The sequence below is a fragment of the Proteus appendicitidis genome (assembly GCF_030271835.1).
In the GTDB taxonomy this organism is placed as follows: domain Bacteria; phylum Pseudomonadota; class Gammaproteobacteria; order Enterobacterales; family Enterobacteriaceae; genus Proteus; species Proteus appendicitidis.
On sequence record NZ_CP127389.1, the window covers coordinates 519,766 to 537,684 of the forward strand.

18 protein-coding genes are annotated in these 17,919 nt (G+C 40.0%); 8 read left to right on the forward strand and 10 right to left on the reverse strand.

From position 1 onward, the window contains the following. Positions 1 to 83 precede the first annotated feature (83 nt). Complete coding sequence (tusA, locus tag QQS39_RS02515; protein ID WP_069368408.1) at positions 84 to 338, forward strand: sulfurtransferase TusA; 255 nt, start codon at positions 84 to 86, stop codon at positions 336 to 338. A 64-nt stretch (positions 339 to 402) separates the two neighbouring features. On the opposite strand, the gene QQS39_RS02520 is transcribed toward tusA, so the two are convergent. After that, positions 403 to 2,802 (reverse strand): zinc/cadmium/mercury/lead-transporting ATPase, encoded by a 2,400-nt coding sequence (locus QQS39_RS02520; protein WP_285805326.1) that lies wholly within the window; start codon positions 2,800 to 2,802, stop codon positions 403 to 405. A gap of 180 nt (positions 2,803 to 2,982) precedes the next feature. Continuing rightward, the gene (locus QQS39_RS02525; protein ID WP_151434146.1) at positions 2,983 to 3,609 is read right to left on the reverse strand and encodes a lysoplasmalogenase; all 627 of its coding nucleotides are present in this window, start codon (positions 3,607 to 3,609) and stop codon (positions 2,983 to 2,985) included. Positions 3,610 to 3,756: 147 nt separating this feature from the next. Here QQS39_RS02525 and QQS39_RS02530 point away from each other — a divergent pair, with 147 nt between their 5' ends. Beyond that, positions 3,757 to 4,143 carry a DUF2500 family protein gene (locus tag QQS39_RS02530; protein WP_285805327.1) on the forward strand — a complete coding sequence of 129 codons (387 nt, stop codon included), beginning with the start codon at positions 3,757 to 3,759 and terminating at the stop codon, positions 4,141 to 4,143. Positions 4,144 to 4,223: 80 nt separating this feature from the next. Here the strand turns inward: QQS39_RS02530 and QQS39_RS02535 are convergent, their stop codons facing one another. Then, positions 4,224 to 4,520 carry a DUF1145 family protein gene (locus QQS39_RS02535; RefSeq protein ID WP_151434148.1) on the reverse strand — a complete coding sequence of 99 codons (297 nt, stop codon included), beginning with the start codon at positions 4,518 to 4,520 and terminating at the stop codon, positions 4,224 to 4,226. A gap of 17 nt (positions 4,521 to 4,537) precedes the next feature. Next, positions 4,538 to 5,122, reverse strand: coding sequence for a 16S rRNA (guanine(966)-N(2))-methyltransferase (rsmD, locus tag QQS39_RS02540; protein ID WP_151434149.1), 585 nt, complete (start codon positions 5,120 to 5,122; stop codon positions 4,538 to 4,540). Positions 5,123 to 5,350: 228 nt separating this feature from the next. Between rsmD and ftsY the strand changes: the two genes are divergently transcribed. The 5 genes from ftsY to QQS39_RS02565 all read left to right on the forward strand — a co-directional run bounded on the left by ftsY (position 5,351) and on the right by QQS39_RS02565 (position 11,480). Continuing rightward, complete coding sequence (gene ftsY / locus QQS39_RS02545; RefSeq protein ID WP_285805328.1) at positions 5,351 to 7,381, forward strand: signal recognition particle-docking protein FtsY; 2,031 nt, start codon at positions 5,351 to 5,353, stop codon at positions 7,379 to 7,381. Between the two features lie 5 nt (positions 7,382 to 7,386). After that, positions 7,387 to 8,052, forward strand: coding sequence for a cell division ATP-binding protein FtsE (ftsE, locus tag QQS39_RS02550; RefSeq protein ID WP_023583735.1), 666 nt, complete (start codon positions 7,387 to 7,389; stop codon positions 8,050 to 8,052). Continuing rightward, complete coding sequence (ftsX, locus tag QQS39_RS02555) at positions 8,045 to 9,022, forward strand: permease-like cell division protein FtsX (RefSeq protein ID WP_151434151.1); 978 nt, start codon at positions 8,045 to 8,047, stop codon at positions 9,020 to 9,022. The genes ftsE and ftsX overlap by 8 nt, the downstream gene beginning before the upstream one ends. Positions 9,023 to 9,388: 366 nt before the next feature. Then, positions 9,389 to 10,243: an RNA polymerase sigma factor RpoH gene (rpoH, locus tag QQS39_RS02560; protein WP_023583733.1), complete on the forward strand. Its 855-nt coding sequence runs from the start codon at positions 9,389 to 9,391 to the stop codon at positions 10,241 to 10,243. Between the two features lie 94 nt (positions 10,244 to 10,337). Continuing rightward, entirely contained in the window at positions 10,338 to 11,480 is a 1,143-nt protein-coding gene (locus QQS39_RS02565) for a glycerate kinase (RefSeq protein ID WP_432711549.1), read from the forward strand. Between the two features lie 63 nt (positions 11,481 to 11,543). Here QQS39_RS02565 and panM read toward each other — a convergent pair whose 3' ends face one another. Further along, positions 11,544 to 11,954, reverse strand: coding sequence for an aspartate 1-decarboxylase autocleavage activator PanM (gene panM, locus QQS39_RS02570; RefSeq protein ID WP_285805329.1), 411 nt, complete (start codon positions 11,952 to 11,954; stop codon positions 11,544 to 11,546). 11 nt (positions 11,955 to 11,965) lie between these two features. Further along, positions 11,966 to 13,153: an MFS transporter gene (locus QQS39_RS02575; protein ID WP_285805330.1), complete on the reverse strand. Its 1,188-nt coding sequence runs from the start codon at positions 13,151 to 13,153 to the stop codon at positions 11,966 to 11,968. A gap of 117 nt (positions 13,154 to 13,270) precedes the next feature. On the opposite strand from QQS39_RS02575, the gene QQS39_RS02580 reads away from it, so the two are divergent. Next, positions 13,271 to 13,738, forward strand: coding sequence for a MarR family transcriptional regulator (locus QQS39_RS02580; RefSeq protein ID WP_151434155.1), 468 nt, complete (start codon positions 13,271 to 13,273; stop codon positions 13,736 to 13,738). Between the two features lie 55 nt (positions 13,739 to 13,793). Here QQS39_RS02580 and loiP read toward each other — a convergent pair whose 3' ends face one another. The 4 genes from loiP to ugpA all read right to left on the reverse strand — a co-directional run bounded on the left by loiP (position 13,794) and on the right by ugpA (position 17,869). Beyond that, positions 13,794 to 14,546, reverse strand: coding sequence for a metalloprotease LoiP (gene loiP / locus QQS39_RS02585; protein ID WP_285805331.1), 753 nt, complete (start codon positions 14,544 to 14,546; stop codon positions 13,794 to 13,796). A 488-nt stretch (positions 14,547 to 15,034) separates the two neighbouring features. After that, positions 15,035 to 16,135 (reverse strand): sn-glycerol-3-phosphate ABC transporter ATP-binding protein UgpC, encoded by a 1,101-nt coding sequence (ugpC, locus tag QQS39_RS02590; RefSeq protein ID WP_285805332.1) that lies wholly within the window; start codon positions 16,133 to 16,135, stop codon positions 15,035 to 15,037. Between the two features lies 1 nt (position 16,136). Beyond that, a complete protein-coding gene (ugpE, locus tag QQS39_RS02595) occupies positions 16,137 to 16,985 on the reverse strand; it encodes a sn-glycerol-3-phosphate ABC transporter permease UgpE (RefSeq protein WP_285805333.1) in 849 nt (282 codons plus the stop codon). After that, a complete protein-coding gene (ugpA, locus tag QQS39_RS02600) occupies positions 16,985 to 17,869 on the reverse strand; it encodes a sn-glycerol-3-phosphate ABC transporter permease UgpA (protein WP_151434159.1) in 885 nt (294 codons plus the stop codon). Before ugpA ends, ugpE begins: the two co-directional genes overlap by 1 nt. Between the last annotated feature and the right edge of the window lie 50 nt (positions 17,870 to 17,919).

The following is a 17,919-nucleotide window of genomic DNA, read 5'->3' on the forward strand; positions in this document are numbered from 1 at the left end:
TTTGTGCTTAATGTGCCGTGATGTGAACACAAAAGCGAGATATAATGACGCAATCTGTCAGTGTAAGAAGAATGGTTAATAGAATGAATGCTCAATTTGATGATGCAACTAAAACATTAGATACGCTAGGCCTACGTTGCCCAGAGCCTGTGATGTTAGTGCGTAAAACCATAAGAAATATGGCATTAGGTGAGACGCTTTTAGTGATTGCGGATGATCCCGCCACAGTACGTGATATCCCCGGCTTTTGCCGTTTTATGGAACATGATTTATTAAATCAAGAGACTGAGTCTGCACCTTATCGTTACCTGATCCGTAAAAAAGAGAGCAATCTGTAATTGATTATCGTGCTAAAAAATAACCCAAACCTCAATCATTGAAGTTTGGGTTTTTTAATTTACTTTATTCTTTGCTAGATGATTTCAGCTTTACTCGTAACAGTCTTACGGCATTGGCTGTGACAAGGGCGGTCGCCCCTGAATCTGCAAGTACTGCAACCCAAAGCCCTGTTATTCCTAATAAGCTAGTTACTAAGAACACGGCTTTTAAGCCTAGTGCGATAGTGATGTTTTCACGAATGATTTTGCGTGTTGCACGAGATAACTGAATAATTTCAGGTAAACCTGTTAAACGGTTATGTGTTAATGCTGCATCTGCGGTTTCAAGTGCAACATCAGTGCCACTTCCCATTGCAACACCAATGGTGGCAGCCTTCATTGCTGGCGCATCATTGATACCATCACCGACCATCATGGTGTTATGCGTTTTACTGATTTCCATTACTGAAGTGACTTTATCTTCAGGCAGTAATCCTGCACGGAAATCCATGCCAAGTTTTTTCGCAATTGCCGCAGCGGCTCTTGGATTATCTCCTGTTAGCATCACGGCATTGATGTTCATCTCTTTCAATAATTTCATTGATTCGATGGCATCATTGCGTAAGGTATCTTGCATCGCAATAACACCGATAAGTTGACGCTCTTTTAAAACAACAACAACGGTTTTTCCTTCATCTTCAAGGCGAGCAACCTCTTGTTGCCATTGAGACGATAATGTTGTTGTTTCTGATAATTGAGACGGCGCACTGACAAGAATGTGCTGGCTATTTAAATAACCTTCAATTCCTTTACCCGCTAAGGCTTTACGATCTTCCGCTTCAACAACAAGTACACCTTGTTCTTGTGCTTTATTGATAATGGCTTTTGCTAATGGATGATGTGATCCGACTTCTACGGACGAAGCCAAAGTTAGGATTTCTTTTTCATTAAACCCCGTTTCAGCAACAACATCCGTCACTTGAGGTTTCCCTTCAGTCAATGTACCGGTTTTATCGAGGGCGATGGTATTAACGGTGCCTAATTGCTCTAACGCTGCACCCCCTTTAATTAATGCACCACGTTTTGTCGCAGCCGCTAATGCTGAGGTAATAGCGGCAGGCGTTGAGATAACCAATGCACAAGGACAACCAATCAATAACAGCGTTAAGCCGCGATAGAACCATGTTTCCCAAGGCTGAGCAAAGAACAGTGGCGGTATAATAATCACTAATGCGGAGAACAGCATAATGGCAGGGGTATAGTAGCGACTAAAGCGGTCAACAAAACGCTCAATTGGCGCTCTACGCTCTTCAGCTTCTTCAATCAGTTGCAAAATACGGTCGATAGCATTTTGCCCTTGCTCAGATACCACTTTCATCTGTACAGATCTATCCACAGATAAACAACCGGCTGCTACTTTTTCGCCTTGTAGACGCTCTACGGGCACTGATTCACCCGTTAATGCACTTTCATCAAAGCTTGCAAATGCACTAACTAATTCCGCATCTGTCGGTAAACGTGAACCTGGTGCAATTTCAATAATGTCGCCTGGACGTAATTGCGCCGCAGGGATCGTTTGTTTTTTACCATCTTTAACTAATGTTGCTTCTTCTGGCACTAATGCCATTAATGCGCTTACACCTCGACGAGCACGTCCTGCGGCGTAAGACTCCAGCATTTCACCAATCATAAACAGCAAAATAACCATTGCTGCTTCTTCGGTAGCATTAATAAATAGAGCGCCAATTGCGGCAACACTCATCAATGTTTCTATGGCGAAAGGCGTACCACTGCGAATAAGTTGTAAGGACTTCTTCACAATGGGGAATAAACCAATCAAGGTTGTCGCAATAAAGGCTGCTCGACCTGCTTGAGGATCAATAAATTCAGCACCCCAGCTAATCGCCATTAAAATCGCAAGCACAATAACAAATGCGCCTTCTTTTAATAGGCTTTGCTTAACGGGCTTTTTAGATTCAGGTGATGAGAGGTCGAACAGTTCAAAACCCGCACTTTTTACTGCGCTAATCACATTGGTGCGCAAATCACTATCAGCGTCAACAACCAGTTTTTCGGTAGCAAAAAGAATTTTGGCTTGTTTAACGCCAGCGACTTTTAGTACAGCGGTTTCAATTTTTTGTGCGCAACTTGGGCAATCCATACCTTGCACTTTCCAGCTAAAGCGCTGTTGTGCAAGCTTTTCTGGCTCTATATTAGAAACTGGGGCGTTGATATCACAGCTTCCATGAGCATGATTGTGCCCATCATGGCTATGATCGTGAGCATCATGATTATGTTGGTGGGAGTGCTCGTGGTGATGCTCATCCTCGCATTCAGGATCACTTTTATCTATTTTGGTGTGCGAATGTCCACTTTCAGTATGTGAGTGCGTACTATTCTCTGAGTGACCTGAACAGCATTGAGAGCTTGAGCAGCAAGCATCGGTATGTTTATGATTATCGTGTTGATGAGCATGTTTAGTCATAACTGGCTCTCCTTGTTCAACAAAGTAAAGTTTAAATTCATTTATCTGATAAGTACTTTACAGCTTGGAGTAGAGTCCAGAGTCAAGATACCAAAGGCATATTCATTGGCAAAAAATGCGAATTAGGTCAAAAAATTAACCCCTTATTCTATGTTTGTAAAAACAAGGGGTTAATGGAGTCTAAAGGAATAAAGCTCTGACGATGAAGAAATGCCCAATAAAATAACAGGCACTGACAAGCCCTTTAGAAGCTGAAAATGAGAAGCGGAAGCGGTTGATTAGCCATATAGAGTAAGCGATTACTAACAATAATGAGCCTATCATTACTGATAAGTTATAATCATTGCTTAAGTAGAAGAATTTTTCGCCAGCAATCCAAAACATAGCGAATGCGGCTAATAAAGTTAGAGAGGCTGGAATGGCTAATTTATCAAGCTTAGTCCAAACAATGGCTAAAATGATAATAAAAGCAAGAATAACGAACCCAAGTAAAGGAAGATAGAAAGAGAGTTGGAGTGGTAGTAAAAAACTCACCATATAAAGTATGTAGCTTAGAAAAACCAAGGCAAAAGAAGGTAGTAAATACTTACCATCAAACATTCTTAAAATATCAGAAAGTAGTGTCGCTAATAATGCACCTACAATAAGGTAGCTATTAATACTGTGTTCAGGAACTTGCCATGCCCAAAGTAATAAAAGAAGTAGCGTGATAGGACGGAATAACCATCGTTGCCAATTAGGACCTCGATATGCGGCATCGATATAGAGCCATCCGGAGAATAATACGGCGAGAAAAGGCCAACTCATAATATCTTCCTTATATTCAGAACTGTTTTATTATTCATAACAGAAAGATTAATTTAAGAATAGCGGTTAATGACGAAACTGATGGACTTATTAAAATAATATAAAGCACACTGTTTTTTAATCCATATAACGATAGGAATTAATGTAATGAATAAAGCGGCTATTTTAGGAATTGCGGTACTGATCGTTATTATAGCGTCAGCAACTTATCGTTTCTTCGAACAAAGAAAACAGCGAATAAGTGATGATAATTCACCCGTTATACTCTATATGGTCGAAGTGATTGATAAAAAAGAAGTGGCGGCAAATGAACGACGCTCAAGAGAAAATGATGTAACTGGCCCAGAAATAACACATTATTATCAAGTTACGTTTCGTTTAACCACTGACTCTCGTAAAGATTTAGTGTTAAGGGTTGATAAATCTGCTTATCAAAATATTGAGCCTGAAATGAAAGGGCGTCTGTTTATGCAGGGGAGTCGTTTTGTAACGTTTGAAACAGATATGCCAAGTAATGAGCAAAATAATAAATAAGATAATTTATTCATAAAGTTGGCAACCTCTGGGGTTAATATTGACCCCAGATAATTGCGAGGATATAACAATATTTACGGCTATTGTTTGGTCTTATTTTTCTGTTTTTCTTCGTATTCTTTTCGTAATTCTTTTTGTATTTTTAATAGCTCAAAGATCCCAAAGAAGAAAATACGAAATTGTAATGCCGTTGATGGTTTTTGATCTTTAGGTTGTCCTGCTTTATACATTACGATTTGTAATCCATGCATAATTACCATAAAAATCAACGCAATATCCATAAAGTATTTTAAAGGTTTAGGAAACGGGGAAATAATATTTAAAAACAGAAAACCCCAAACACCGACCATTAAAAATCGGCCAAAAAAGATTAACATAGCAGCTCCATAAAAAATTAAGCAGATAAATTGCGAATATAAAGGCGATACGCGACTTGCCCCGCGATCTTCTCTCTATGCAATGTCCAATGAGTCGGGATCGTATAAGTCTGCGCTTTAATTTCTTCCTCAATATAAATATAGCAATCTTGCGCTAACCAACCGTTATTTTCTAATAACTGAATAGTGTCTGACAACATGCCTTTATGAAAAGGAGGATCTAAAAAAACGACGTTATAAGGTGAACCTTGCTTGGCGAGATATGACAATGCACTGTCTTGAATGACATGCCCATTTTCTGCATTAAGTAAGGTTAAGTTTGCGGTGATTTGTTGGGCAACTGCACGTTCATATTCGATAAACGTGGTTTCACGAGCATAGCGAGAAAGAGCTTCAATGCCTAAACCACCGCTTCCTGCAAAACAGTCTAGACAACGGGCGTCTTGGATAACAGGCATTAGCCAATTAAAGAGTGTTTCTTTCACTCTATCCGTTGTTGGTCGTAATCCTTGGCTATCAAGAACAGGAAGTTTACGACCACGCCATTTTCCCCCAATTATTCTGATTTGTCCCATTGGGGCTTTTTGTGGTTTTTTGGCCATATTATTTTGATTTATATCGTTTAAACGTGAGTTTTGATGTGTCTTTTGGGATAAGGAATTCGTGTCAGTTGTTATCTCGATGACTTCCCTTGATTTAATCCGCAATAATTTACCATAAAATTCGTATAAAAGATGCGTTTATCTATGATCAAATGATAGACTTCATTATTATTTTCAATATCGTCAATGTAATCGCGCCATGATTTAGTGCGAGGAGTTTAGTAGCTAATGGCAAAAGAAAAAAAAGGTTTTTTCTCGTGGCTCGGTTTTGGGCGTAACAAAGAAGAAAATATTGAGCAAGAGAAAGAACAGCAACGCTTAGAAGAAGAGCGTTTAGAACAAGAACGTTTGGCAAAAGAGGCGCAAGAAGAAGCCGCTCGCCAAGCGCAATTAGAAGCAGAACAAGCACGTTTAGAAGTAGAGCGCCAAGAAGCGCAACGTGTAGTGCAAGATAGATTGGCACAAGAAGCTGAAAAACAACGTTTAGAACAAGAGAAAGCCCAGCGCCAAGCAGAAATAGAGGCGGAGCAAGCGCGTTTAGAAGCCGAGCACGCAGAACAAGCACGTTTGGCACAAGAAGCACAAACCCAACGCCTAGCTCAAGAAACAGAAGCACAACGCCTTGCGCAAGAAGAAGCTCAGCGCCAAGCGGAACTTAAAGCCGAACAAGAGCGCCAAGAAGCCGAGCGTTTAGAGCAAGAACGTCTGGCACAAGAAGCAGAAGCACAACGCCTTGCGCAAGAAGAAGCTCAGCGCCAAGCGGAACTTAAAGCGGAACTTAAAGCGGAACAAGAGCGTCAAGAAGCGCAACGCCAAGAAGCTGCGCGTTTAGAGCAAGAACGTCTAGCTCAAGAAGCCGAAGCACAACGCCTTGCGCAAGAAGAAGCTCAGCGCCAAGCGGAACAAGAGCGTCAAGAAGCGCAACGCCAAGAAGCTGCGCGTTTAGAGCAAGAACGTCTGGCTCAAGAAGCCGAAGCACAACGCCTTGCGCAAGAAGAAGCTCAGCGCCAAGCGGAGCTTAAAGCAGAACAAGAGCGTCAAGAAGCGCAACGCCAAGAAGCCGCGCGTTTAGAGCAAGAACGTTTGGCTCAAGAAGCACAAGCACAACGCCTTGCGCAAGAAGAAGCTCAGCGCCAAGCGGAACTTAAAGCCGAACAAGAGCGTCAAGAAGCCGAGCGTTTAGAGCAGGAACGTCTGGCACAAGAAGCAGAAGCACAACGCCTTGCGCAAGAAGAGGAAAACGAACGTCTCGCTATTGCGCAAGCACAAGCGGAAGATATTGAAGCTTTACGCGAAGAAGTACTGGCAGATAAAGTTGTTGAACAAGAGAAACCTAAAAAAGAAGGCTTCTTTAGCCGTCTCAAAAAGGGTTTACTGAAAACTCGCCAGAACTTAGGTTCAGGATTCCTTGGTCTATTTCGTGGCAAGAAAATTGATGAGGAGCTTTTTGAAGAGTTAGAAGAGCAACTCTTAATTGCTGATGTGGGTATGGAAACCACCACTAAAATCATCACTAGCCTGACCAAACACGCTACTCATAAAGATCTTAAAGATGCTGAAGCCCTTTACGGAAAATTACGTGAAGAGATGGGCGATATTTTAAGTAAAGTTGATAAGCCATTAAATATTGAAGGTAAAAAACCTTTTGTTATTTTAATGGTTGGTGTTAATGGTGTTGGTAAAACAACCACGATCGGGAAATTAGCACGACAATACCAAGCTGAAGGTAAATCTGTGATGTTAGCTGCGGGTGATACATTCCGAGCAGCGGCGGTTGAACAGTTACAAGTTTGGGGTGAGCGTAATAATATCCCTGTTGTGGCACAACACACTGGCGCTGATCCTGCCTCTGTTATTTTTGATGCAATTCAATCAGCCCAAGCAAAAGGTGTCGATGTTCTTATTGCTGATACCGCAGGACGATTGCAGAATAAATCCCATTTAATGGAAGAGCTGAAAAAAATCGTTCGTGTTATGAAGAAATTAGACGAAGAAGCACCACATGAAGTGATGCTGACGTTAGATGCAAGTACCGGACAAAATGCAGTTAGTCAGGCAAAACTCTTTAATGAAACAGTTGGGCTAACTGGATTAACATTGACTAAACTCGATGGTACAGCAAAAGGGGGCGTTATCTTCTCTATTGCTGATCAGTTTAGTATTCCTATCCGTTATATCGGGATAGGTGAAGGTATTGAAGATCTACGTCCGTTTAAGGCCGACGATTTTATTGAGGCTCTGTTTGCCCGCGAGGAGTAGTTTTAATGATCCGCTTCGAACACGTCAGCAAGGCTTATTTAGGTGGAAGACAAGCATTACAGGGGGTTGATTTTCATCTTCGCCCTGGTGAAATGGCTTTTTTAACGGGTCACTCTGGTGCCGGTAAAAGTACATTGCTTAAGTTAATTTGTGGAATAGAACGACCAAGTGATGGTGCTATTTGGTTTGCTGGTCATGATATCAGTAGACTAAAAAATAGTGAGATCCCTTTTCTGCGTCGTCAAATTGGGATGATCTTCCAAGATCACCACTTATTGATGGACAGAACGGTTTATGACAACGTTTCTCTTCCCCTAATTATTGCTGGCGCGAGTGAAGAGGATATTCGGCGAAGAGTTTCAGCCGCTTTAGATAAAGTAGGGTTATTGGATAAAGCCAAAAATTATCCTATTCAGCTCTCTGGTGGTGAACAACAGCGTGTCGGTATTGCGCGCGCTGTTGTAAATAAACCGACAGTTTTACTCGCAGATGAACCAACAGGTAATCTTGATGGGGAGCTTTCAGAAGGTATTATGCGCCTTTTTGAAGAGTTCAACCGTGTTGGTGTAACGGTGCTAATGGCGACGCACGATATGTCTTTAATAGAACGCAGAAATTATCGCATTCTTACATTAGGGCAAGGCAGAATGGTGGGAGGGCAAAATGGCTAAAGCAAAAAGTTCCCGTAAATCAATGCCAACGCCAGGTGCAAAAACCAAGGCGCTAAAAGGGGGAAGACGAGAACAGTGGCGCTATGCATGGCGTAACACAATGGCTGATTTTTTACGCCAGCCGCTCTCCTCTTTTTTAACGGTAATGGTTGTCGCGATATCTCTCACCTTACCGAGCATCTTTTATATTGTCTGGAAGAATGTCTCAACGGCATCAGAACAATGGTATCCAACACCACAATTAACGGTTTATCTTGATAAATCACTGGATGACTCATTAGCTGAAGCCACGATCAAAAAAATAGAAGCCTTAGAAAAAGTTGAAGATGTTAACTATCTTTCACGACAAGATTCACTAGTGGAATTTCGTTCTTGGGCTGGCTTTAGCAGTGCATTAGATATGTTAGAAGAAAATCCATTACCTGCGGTTGCAATTGTGACACCCGTTATGGAGCCTAGCGATCAACAATTAATGGTGAATTTGCGTGATACAGTGGCGAAAATACCCGGTGTTGACGAAGTAAGAATGGATGATAGCTGGTTTACTCGGCTTTCAACGTTAACTTCATTAGTCGGGCAAATTGCTTTGGTGATTGGCACATTGATGGTTGTTGCCCTGTTATTGGTCATTGGTAACAGTGTACGCCTCAATATATTCAGTCGTCGTGACACCATTAATGTGATGAAGCTAATTGGTGCAACCGATGGCTTTATTATGCGTCCTTTCCTTAATTGGGGATTGATCCTCGGTTTTATTGGCGCTGTATTTGCCCTGATTTTTTCAGCTTTACTGGTGTGGAAACTCTCTGATGTGGTGACTCAAGCCGCAACGGTGTTTGGAACTTCATTTTCCATTTCAGGGCTTGGCTTTGATGAATCTATCATTCTGATCCTCGTTGCTATGACCATTGGCTGGCTTGCTGCATGGTTGACGACAATGCAGCATTTGCGCCAATTCACACCAGAATAATGAATTAGAGCGTTTTTATCCTTACTCTCTAAATAATGAGAAGATATTCTTTTTATCAGGCTGGGTTACGTTAATATCGTTACCCAGCCATTTTATCGACGCCCTGTCTCTGGCATAATAATGCACACACTCTTTTCTACGATAAGGCAATAGTCATATTGGTTTCAGTGATAGAAAAGTACAAAGATATGTAAACATAGATGCGATATGAACCTTTAGTCTTTATGCTGGTCAAATAGTCGTTATGATAAAAACACATCGTAAAAAACCTTAACTGACTTCCTATTTAAGCTATATTTATAAGGCTCATCTACTTTCCCTTATCGCAATAATTTAATTATTTATTTGATTTTCATGAGGATTTGAATGACAAAAGAAATGCAATCCTTAGCATTGGTTCCGCAAGGCAGCATCGAAGCGTATATACGTGCAGCCAATTCCTATCCGATGTTAACCGCAGAGGAAGAAAAGGAACTCGCTGAACGGCTGCATTACGATGGTGACTTGGATGCAGCAAGAACGCTTATCCTTTCACATCTGCGCTTCGTTATTCATGTTGCTCGCAGCTATTCAGGTTATGGTTTACCGCAAGCTGATCTTATCCAAGAAGGTAATATTGGTTTGATGAAAGCGGTTCGTCGTTTTAACCCAGAAGTGGGTGTTCGACTTGTCTCTTTTGCTGTGCATTGGATCAAAGCTGAAATTCACGAATATGTGCTACGTAACTGGCGTATCGTGAAAGTCGCGACCACAAAATCACAACGTAAACTCTTTTTTAATCTGCGAAAAAATAAAAAGCGTTTAGGTTGGTTTAATCAAGATGAAGTGGAGCTTGTTGCAAGAGAATTAGGTGTATCAGAAAGTGATGTCCGAGAAATGGAATCACGAATGTCAGCACAAGATATGGCATTTGATATGACCGCTGATGATAGTGATGACTCACATCCTATTGCTCCTGTACTCTTCTTAGAAGATAAGTCTTCTGACTTTGCCGACGGCATTGAAGAAGATAACTGGGATAATCATGCAACGGATAAACTGACGTCAGCAATTGAAACTCTTGATGAACGTAGCCAAGATATTATTCGCGCTCGTTGGTTAGATGATGATAACAAATCGACATTGCAAGACTTGGCGACAAAATACGGTGTTTCTGCCGAGCGTGTTCGTCAATTAGAAAAAAATGCGATGAAGAAATTGCGTTTAGCGATTGAAGATTAATCACATTTCAGACCAAGCACACGCACTCATAAAGTAGAGTATGTTATAAAAGCGATATGAAAATATCGCTTTTTTATTGCTTGGAGAAAAGAACGTGAAAATAGTTATCGCCCCTGATTCTTTTAAAGAAAGTTTAAGTGCGAAAGACGTTGCGATGGCAATAAAACAGGGCTTTTCACGTTATTTACCTAATGCGCAATATTGTTGTATTCCCATGGCAGATGGTGGCGAAGGAACGGTGACATCTCTGGTGGATGCAACGCAAGGCCGTTTTATCTCTACACAAGTGTGTTCGCCTTTAGGTAAAAAAGTGACCGCAACTTGGGGGCTTTTAGGTGATAACACCACTGCCGTGATTGAAATGGCACAAGCTTCTGGTCTTCATCTTATTCCTTTATCTCAACGTGATCCCAAATTAACGACCAGTTATGGTACGGGTGAATTAATTAATGCCGCACTTGAAATGGGCGTTAAAAAAATTATTTTAGGATTAGGTGGCAGTGCTACAAATGACGCTGGTGCGGGGATGATGCAAGCACTGGGTCTTGGTCTTAAAGATAAGTTTGGGGCATCTTTGCCTTTTGGTGGACTATCATTAGCTCAACTTTACTCTGTCGATATCACGAAGCTTAATCCTAAACTAAAACAGGTTGAAATTGAGATTGCTTGCGATGTGACTAATCCATTGTGTGGCGAAAAAGGGGCATCCGCTATTTTTGGCCCTCAAAAAGGCGCGACTAAAGACGATATTGCGCAACTTGATAACGCATTACACCATTTTGGTACTTATCTTGAAAAAATGACGCAACGCAGTCTTATCCATATTGCAGGAAGCGGCGCTGCGGGAGGATTGGCTTTGCCGTTACTGGCTTTTACGCAAGCAAGACTTTCGCAAGGTGTCGAATTGGTTGCTAATACTGTTGAATTAGAAAAACAGTTAATTGATGCAGATTTAGTGATAACGGGTGAAGGGCGAATGGATAGCCAATCCGCACAAGGTAAAACACCGACAGGCGTTGCTAAATTGGCAAAAAAATACCAGCTTCCTGTTATTGCGTTAGTCGGTGGTTATTTACCAGATTACGATGTGGTGCATCAGCAGGGTATTGATGCCGTTTTTTCAATTGTACCGGGCGTTTCTACACTTTCTGATGCTTTAAATAATGTGCAAAGGAATCTTAGTGAGACGGCTTATAATGTGGCGAGGCTTTATTATTCGTCATATTTCAAGCCGTAGCGTTTACTCGTCATACTATATGTTGCATATATTCAAGTTGTAGAATTATTTAGAGTAAGAACATTATGAATTATTTAGGATATAAAGAGCAGATTGTGGTGATGGACTAAATTGATGATGTGCCAAAAAAGCATGTGCAACATCATATCCATGTTCTTCGGTGGATAAGCTTATTGCTTGCCAATGGGTAATCTCAGGATATGCAGATAAGCATTGTGTCAGTAAATAATGCCCAACACCGCGACGGCGTGTTACTTCTCTGACCATAAAATCGGTGATAACAGCTTTCTTATCCGATAATTTAACCCAGCAAGCGGCTAATAATCGTTCATTAAATCTTGCCACAAAGAGGACATTCTCGTTATTGATCTCGTTTTTTAAGGCTGATTGATAACGAATATCTTGCCAAATTTTGCCTAAATCAATACGGTCTTGTGCTGAAGGCTGTGTGAGCTTTTCAATGGTCAGTTTCATTAAATATCCTGTTAGTTTGCAGTTTGTTTTTTTTCTTTTAATGAAGACATTAAGGTCTTAATGGTGAAACACAATGCCAAACTCGTGAAGATCACACAAGAATAAAAGACATACTCATAGTGATTGTCTGTCACAAAATAGACCGAAATCATAGGACCTGCCGCCATGCCACAATAACGAATAAAATTATAAATCCCCATTGCAGTTGCTCTCATTGTACTGAAATAACTCGCTAATAATGTGGTATGTGTTGGCATGGTTAATCCTAAAGAAAGCCCATATAACACGGTTAAGCCAAGCATTACAGGTAATGAGATTTGCCAAAAGAGTGCAAATAACGTCAACATGATCAGGTTAATACAAGAGGTAATAATCACACCATATTCCACATTGAATAGATGGCAGATCCTACGGTAAAGATAACTACCTGAAATCAGAGCAATCGACATAGGGATATATAATCCACCAATTTCGGTACTGTTAAGCTGGTAGAGATGAAAGGCAATTAAGGGTAAGAAAACCAGTAAACAAAAATAGTTATAAAACACCATAAAACTGATGATAAATACGGATTTACCCGCAGGAGCCATAAGCACTTGTTGCATTGCAGACATGCTTTTAAAAGCTTCTTTCTGTTCTGGACGTGTTTCAGGTAAATAAAAGAGATGCGTAATAAGTAATAGGATACCGACAACGGCCAAGAAAATAAAAATGCCTTGATATTGATAATGTTGTGCTAAATATCCACCTAATAAAGGGCCACAGGCAGGAGCTAGCGCTAATAACATTTGATACGATCCCATCGCTTTAGCACGCTCGTTTCCTTGATAAAGATCGCCAAGAATAGTGGCTGCAACCACAGGAATAGCTGCAATACCAATAGCTTGGATCACCCGCCAAAAAATCAATACCCCAATAGAATCAGACCAAACACAACCCAAAGCACCCACAATTGAGATGGCTAACCCACTGAGTAAAATAGGTTTTCTTCCCCATTTATCAATCAAGGAGCCGTAAAACAGTTGCATAACAGCCATAGCAAAAGTAAATGCAGATACCGTTAAATTAACCAATGATAGCGTGGTATTAAATAGCTGTTGGATCAAGGGAAGTACAGGGGTATAGATATTTTGCGCCAAAGAGCCTAGTAGTGCGCTAAAACAAATGAGATAAAACAGACTGCGGATTGATAATTTCATTATATTGCCTCTTGTTGTTTTTGTTTCCATGGAAACAAAACAAATAATAGCGATATTTTGATTGTTGTAAATACTTTTGGTACTATTTTTTAAAAATATTCTTTCCAAGGAAACAAAATGGCAAAAGAGAATGTGACAACAGAAGACTTGTTAAAAGGGTTAAGTGATTTTTTGCATCTTAAAGATGAACAAGCCGATAGTGTTCATAAAAAAGTATTAAAAGAGAATGGGTTAGATAATTATTCGCTTACAGAACTGCATGTGATCCATTGTATTGGTGAAGAGAGCATGAGAAATCTCACAACCATCAGTGAATATATGTCTATGACCCGAGGTGCAGTGTCCAAAATTTGCAGTCGATTACAAAAGAAAGAGGCTATTGAAAAAATAAAATTGGCGGATAATCAAAAAGAAATATTTTTTATCTTAACCACTGAAGGTGAGCGTCTTTTTCATGCGCATGAGGTGTTGCATCAACAGTCTCAAGCAAAATGGTCTGCGTTATTTGAGCAATATGATCAGAGTGAAAAACAAGCGATCAGCCGTTTTTTTGTCGATGTGATAAACTGTTTTCGCCAGTCGTAAAAAGGATAAAACTGAAAAGAAAACCCCCATATTATGGAATATAGGGGCAAGATAATTATTTCTTATCTTCAGCAATGCGATTACGGATATTATCTGCACGCTCTTTTGATGGTGGGTGAGAATCAAACATACTTGAATCACCACCACCTAATTTAGCTAACTTATCAAAACCTGTGACCAAACCTGCGGTGCTTACCCCACGTTTTTTCAGCAGATCATAAGAGAAGTTATCCGCTTCTGATTCTTGGTGTTGAGAGAACTGAGCATTAACCAGTTTTTCTCCCATTTCAGCTAGCTGAGAGCTGCTTAATTGCGCTGCTACACCACCAGCGGATGCTGCCGCTGTACGAGCTGCAACCGTTGCGTGAGCAACTTGAATCGCTTTACGAGTATGACCTAAAGCTACGTGACCCATTTCATGACCTAAAACGCCTTCAACTTCGTTATCAGTCATCATGTCCATTAAGCCGCTATAAACACGTACACAGCCGTTAGCCATTGCCCACGCATTGACATCTTTGGTCATATAAACTTTGTAGTTTACTGGCGTACCATTAACTTCATTACCTAACGCTTTAGCGATATTATTTAAACGTTTAGTGTAGGTGCTATTTGCAGGTGCAACTTTATTTTGCGCATCCATCTCTTTACAAGCATCATTTGTTAGCGCTTTGATATCATCGTCGCTTAATGTCGCGGCTTGAAAAAGTTGGGTTCCTGATTTGGTCAGCATATCTGTATTGAGGTTTTGACAACCAGAGAGTAGTGCTGCTGATACTATCACTGTAGCAAGTAATTTAATTTTCATTTTTTATTAAGTCCTTTTCTGCTTGGCAGTTTATATAATTGCAGATCAAATTCGAGCAGAAGAATAACAGTGCTTATCTGCCTGTGCAATATAGGTATTTTATGTGAGAAATATTATCTCAATATATATTTTTCTCTTTTTTCAGCATGATTGTATTATTTTCTCTTTTCTTAATTGAGCATAATACAAATGGAAAAATAGATTTAACTTCTTTAAATTTAAGAGAATTAATTGATGGTTTGATCTTGAAGGGGTAAATTTTATTGCTATAAACCATTTAATTATACTTACTTTAGATGTGAGTAAGGCTATTTTGTATTCATTTGGAATAATATTGAAGTAACGCTGTATTTAGATGTGTGTTTTATTTGTTTAATTCTGACAAAATTTATATTTTTAATATTTATTGCTTATGGGTAAATAAATAGCGACATTTAAAATATCGCTATTCAGATTAAACTGAAAGTGAATGAAATGATATCAAAACCTTAGGAAACCATTAATTCACTGATGAGCATAAAAGGGCGATTAATACGTTTCCCTGATTGTTCATTAAAGAAATGGAGATTTTCTGGGTGAATGGTAAGACCTATTCTACTACCAATTTTCACACCATGATCATTTGGCGCACGAATAACGAGGGGTTGTTTTTGCTTATCGCAAGTCGTGGCATAAATTAAAACATCGGCACCGAGTGCTTCAATAAATTCAGCATCAACATGAAAAAGAGAATGTTGATGGCTAATGATTAAATGTTCAGGACGTAAGCCCAATTTAATAGCTTGATAAGGAAAATGCTGAGATGAAATGGCAATATGCCCATCAGCAATTTCAATCACACCATGATTAATTGGGACATCTAAGATATTCATTGCTGGCGAACCCATAAAAGTAGCTACAAACACAGAAGCCGGGTTTTGATAAATATCTAACGGTGTACCTACTTGCTCTATATTTCCTTGATTTAACACCACTAGCTTATCGGCTAATGTCATCGCTTCTACCTGATCGTGCGTCACATAAATAGAGGTTGTGGAGAGCTTTCGCTGTAATTTTTTGATCTCCAGACGCATCTGAACCCGTAATTTAGCATCAAGGTTAGAAAGTGGCTCATCAAATAAAAAGACTTTAGGATCACGAACAATGGCTCTTCCCATTGCGACGCGTTGACGTTGCCCACCTGAAAGTTCTTTGGGTTTTCTATCCAGTAAATGGCTGATTTCAAGTAGTTGGGCGGCATTTGTAACAAGTTCTTCAATCTTGGCTTTGGGGGTTTTTCGATTGCGTAAGCCGTATGCCATATTGTTATAAACGGACATATGAGGATAAAGGGCATAGTTTTGAAACACCATGGCAATATCACGTTCACTAGGTTCATGCTCATTAACCCGTAAATTATCAATAAATAAATCACCTTGTGTAATCGTTTCTAACCCTGCAATCATTCGTAGCAATGTTGATTTGCCACAACCGCTTGGACCAACTAATACCACCATTTCACCTTGCTCAATAGAAAGGTTCAATTTCGAAATAGCTTGGTGCCCATTAGGATAGCGTTTTTCTAAATCAGTGAGCGTTACGGTTGTCATATTATTTCTCCGTATCAATAAAGCCTTTAACAAAGGCTCTTTGCATCAAAATGACAATAAGGACGGGAGGCAACATTGCAATTAACGTGGTCGCCATGATCTTATTCCATTCAACGACACCATCAGAAACCGCAACCATCTGTTTAATACCCATTACAATGGTGTAGTAGTGAGTATCTGTTGTGATAAGCATTGGCCAAAGATATTGATTCCACCCATAAATAAAGGTGATAACAAATAGGGCGGCGATATTGGTGCGAGAAAGAGGAAGTAAGATAGTGAAAAAAAACTTAATCGGCCCTGCGCCATCAATTTTAGCGGCTTCAATTAATTCAGGGGTGATGGTCAGAAAAAATTGGCGAAATAAAAAAGTGGCTGTGGCGCTGGCAATTAATGGAATGGTTAAACCTGCATAAGAGTTCAACATATTGAGATTAGTGACCACCTCAAATGTAGGCATAATGCGGACTTCAACAGGTAACATTAACGTAAAAAAGATAGTCCAAAAGGCGAGCATTCTTCCTGGGAAGCGAAAGAAAACGACAGCGTAGGCTGATAAAATCGAGATTGTTAATTTCCCTAGGGTGATCACTAACGCCATAATCAATGAATTCAATAACATACTATTAATAGAGATGGCGCTATTTTGCGTGGTGCCTACTTGTGAAAATATCGATTTAAAAATATTAATACCTTCAGTACCAAACCAAAGAGGAGAGCCGGTGGCAAATTCGGTGTTTTGATGTGTTGTTGCCACAAGTGCAATCCAGACAGGGAAAGCAACAGAAAGTATGCCGACAATAAGAATAAAGTGGCAGAAAGCATGAAATAAAGGTCTACGTTCAACCATCAGTAAGCCACCTTTTTCTCAACATAACGAAATTGAATAATGGTTAATATCGCGACAATAAACATCAAAATAACGGATTGTGCGGAGGAGGAGCCTAAATCTAATCCCACAAAACCATCGTTATAGACCTTATAAACCAGTGTGGATGTACTACTACCGGGGCCTCCTTGTGTCATCGCATGGATAATGGCAAATGTATCAAAAAAGGCATAAGCAAAATTCACCACGAGTAAGAAAAAAGTGGTAGGAGAAATCAAAGGGAAACTGATGGTGATAAAGCGTTTAATCGGGCCACTGCCGTCGATGGCCGCTGCCTCTAACAAGGATTTAGGTACAGATTGTAAAGCGGCAAGAAAAAATAAGAAGTTATAGCTCACTTGTTTCCATGTTGCCGTTAAAACCACCATCCACATGGCGTGATGTGTATTAAGTACAGGGTCCCAGTTAATACCTATTTTCTTTAATTGTTGGCTTAATACGCCAATCGTCGGATCAAGCATAAATAACCAAAGAAAACCCGCAATAACTGGTGCAATGGCATAGGGTGAAATTAAAATGGTGCGATAAAAAAGTTTACCTCGCAAAATTTGCTCGGCAATGCCTGCCAAAATAAGTGCTGAGAGCATCGATAAAAATACGACACTGGTACTGAAAATAAGCGTTGTGATCAAACTATCAAAGTAATAACTATTGCTAAAAAGGCGCTGAAAATTTTCAAAACCAACAAATTCTCGACTAAGCCCGAATGCATCTTCTAACTGAAATGACTGAAAGAACGCTTGCCCAGCAGGCCAAATGAAAAAGATAATCGTGATAGCTAATTGAGGAAAAATTAGCGCGAGAGGTAACCATTTTTGTTTAAAATAAATGGATTGAGAAGCCATACAATATCCAGTAAATCGATAAAAACAGAAGGCGAGCTACTTTGCTCGCC

Coding starts and splice junctions, on each gene's coding strand:
- ugpE (WP_285805333.1), bottom strand. CDS start 16,985: ATGGTTGAACGTAGACCTTTATTTCATGCTTTCTGCCACTTTATTCTT.
- QQS39_RS02520 (WP_285805326.1), bottom strand. CDS start 2,802: ATGACTAAACATGCTCATCAACACGATAATCATAAACATACCGATGCT.
- QQS39_RS02525 (WP_151434146.1), bottom strand. CDS start 3,609: ATGAGTTGGCCTTTTCTCGCCGTATTATTCTCCGGATGGCTCTATATC.
- ftsY (WP_285805328.1), top strand. CDS start 5,351: ATGGCAAAAGAAAAAAAAGGTTTTTTCTCGTGGCTCGGTTTTGGGCGT.
- ftsE (WP_023583735.1), top strand. CDS start 7,387: ATGATCCGCTTCGAACACGTCAGCAAGGCTTATTTAGGTGGAAGACAA.
- ugpC (WP_285805332.1), bottom strand. CDS start 16,135: ATGACAACCGTAACGCTCACTGATTTAGAAAAACGCTATCCTAATGGG.
- rpoH (WP_023583733.1), top strand. CDS start 9,389: ATGACAAAAGAAATGCAATCCTTAGCATTGGTTCCGCAAGGCAGCATC.
- loiP (WP_285805331.1), bottom strand. CDS start 14,546: ATGAAAATTAAATTACTTGCTACAGTGATAGTATCAGCAGCACTACTC.
- QQS39_RS02575 (WP_285805330.1), bottom strand. CDS start 13,153: ATGAAATTATCAATCCGCAGTCTGTTTTATCTCATTTGTTTTAGCGCA.
- tusA (WP_069368408.1), top strand. CDS start 84: ATGAATGCTCAATTTGATGATGCAACTAAAACATTAGATACGCTAGGC.
- ugpA (WP_151434159.1), bottom strand. CDS start 17,869: ATGGCTTCTCAATCCATTTATTTTAAACAAAAATGGTTACCTCTCGCG.
- QQS39_RS02530 (WP_285805327.1), top strand. CDS start 3,757: ATGAATAAAGCGGCTATTTTAGGAATTGCGGTACTGATCGTTATTATA.
- ftsX (WP_151434151.1), top strand. CDS start 8,045: ATGGCTAAAGCAAAAAGTTCCCGTAAATCAATGCCAACGCCAGGTGCA.
- QQS39_RS02580 (WP_151434155.1), top strand. CDS start 13,271: ATGGCAAAAGAGAATGTGACAACAGAAGACTTGTTAAAAGGGTTAAGT.
- rsmD (WP_151434149.1), bottom strand. CDS start 5,122: ATGGCCAAAAAACCACAAAAAGCCCCAATGGGACAAATCAGAATAATT.
- panM (WP_285805329.1), bottom strand. CDS start 11,954: ATGAAACTGACCATTGAAAAGCTCACACAGCCTTCAGCACAAGACCGT.
- QQS39_RS02535 (WP_151434148.1), bottom strand. CDS start 4,520: ATGTTAATCTTTTTTGGCCGATTTTTAATGGTCGGTGTTTGGGGTTTT.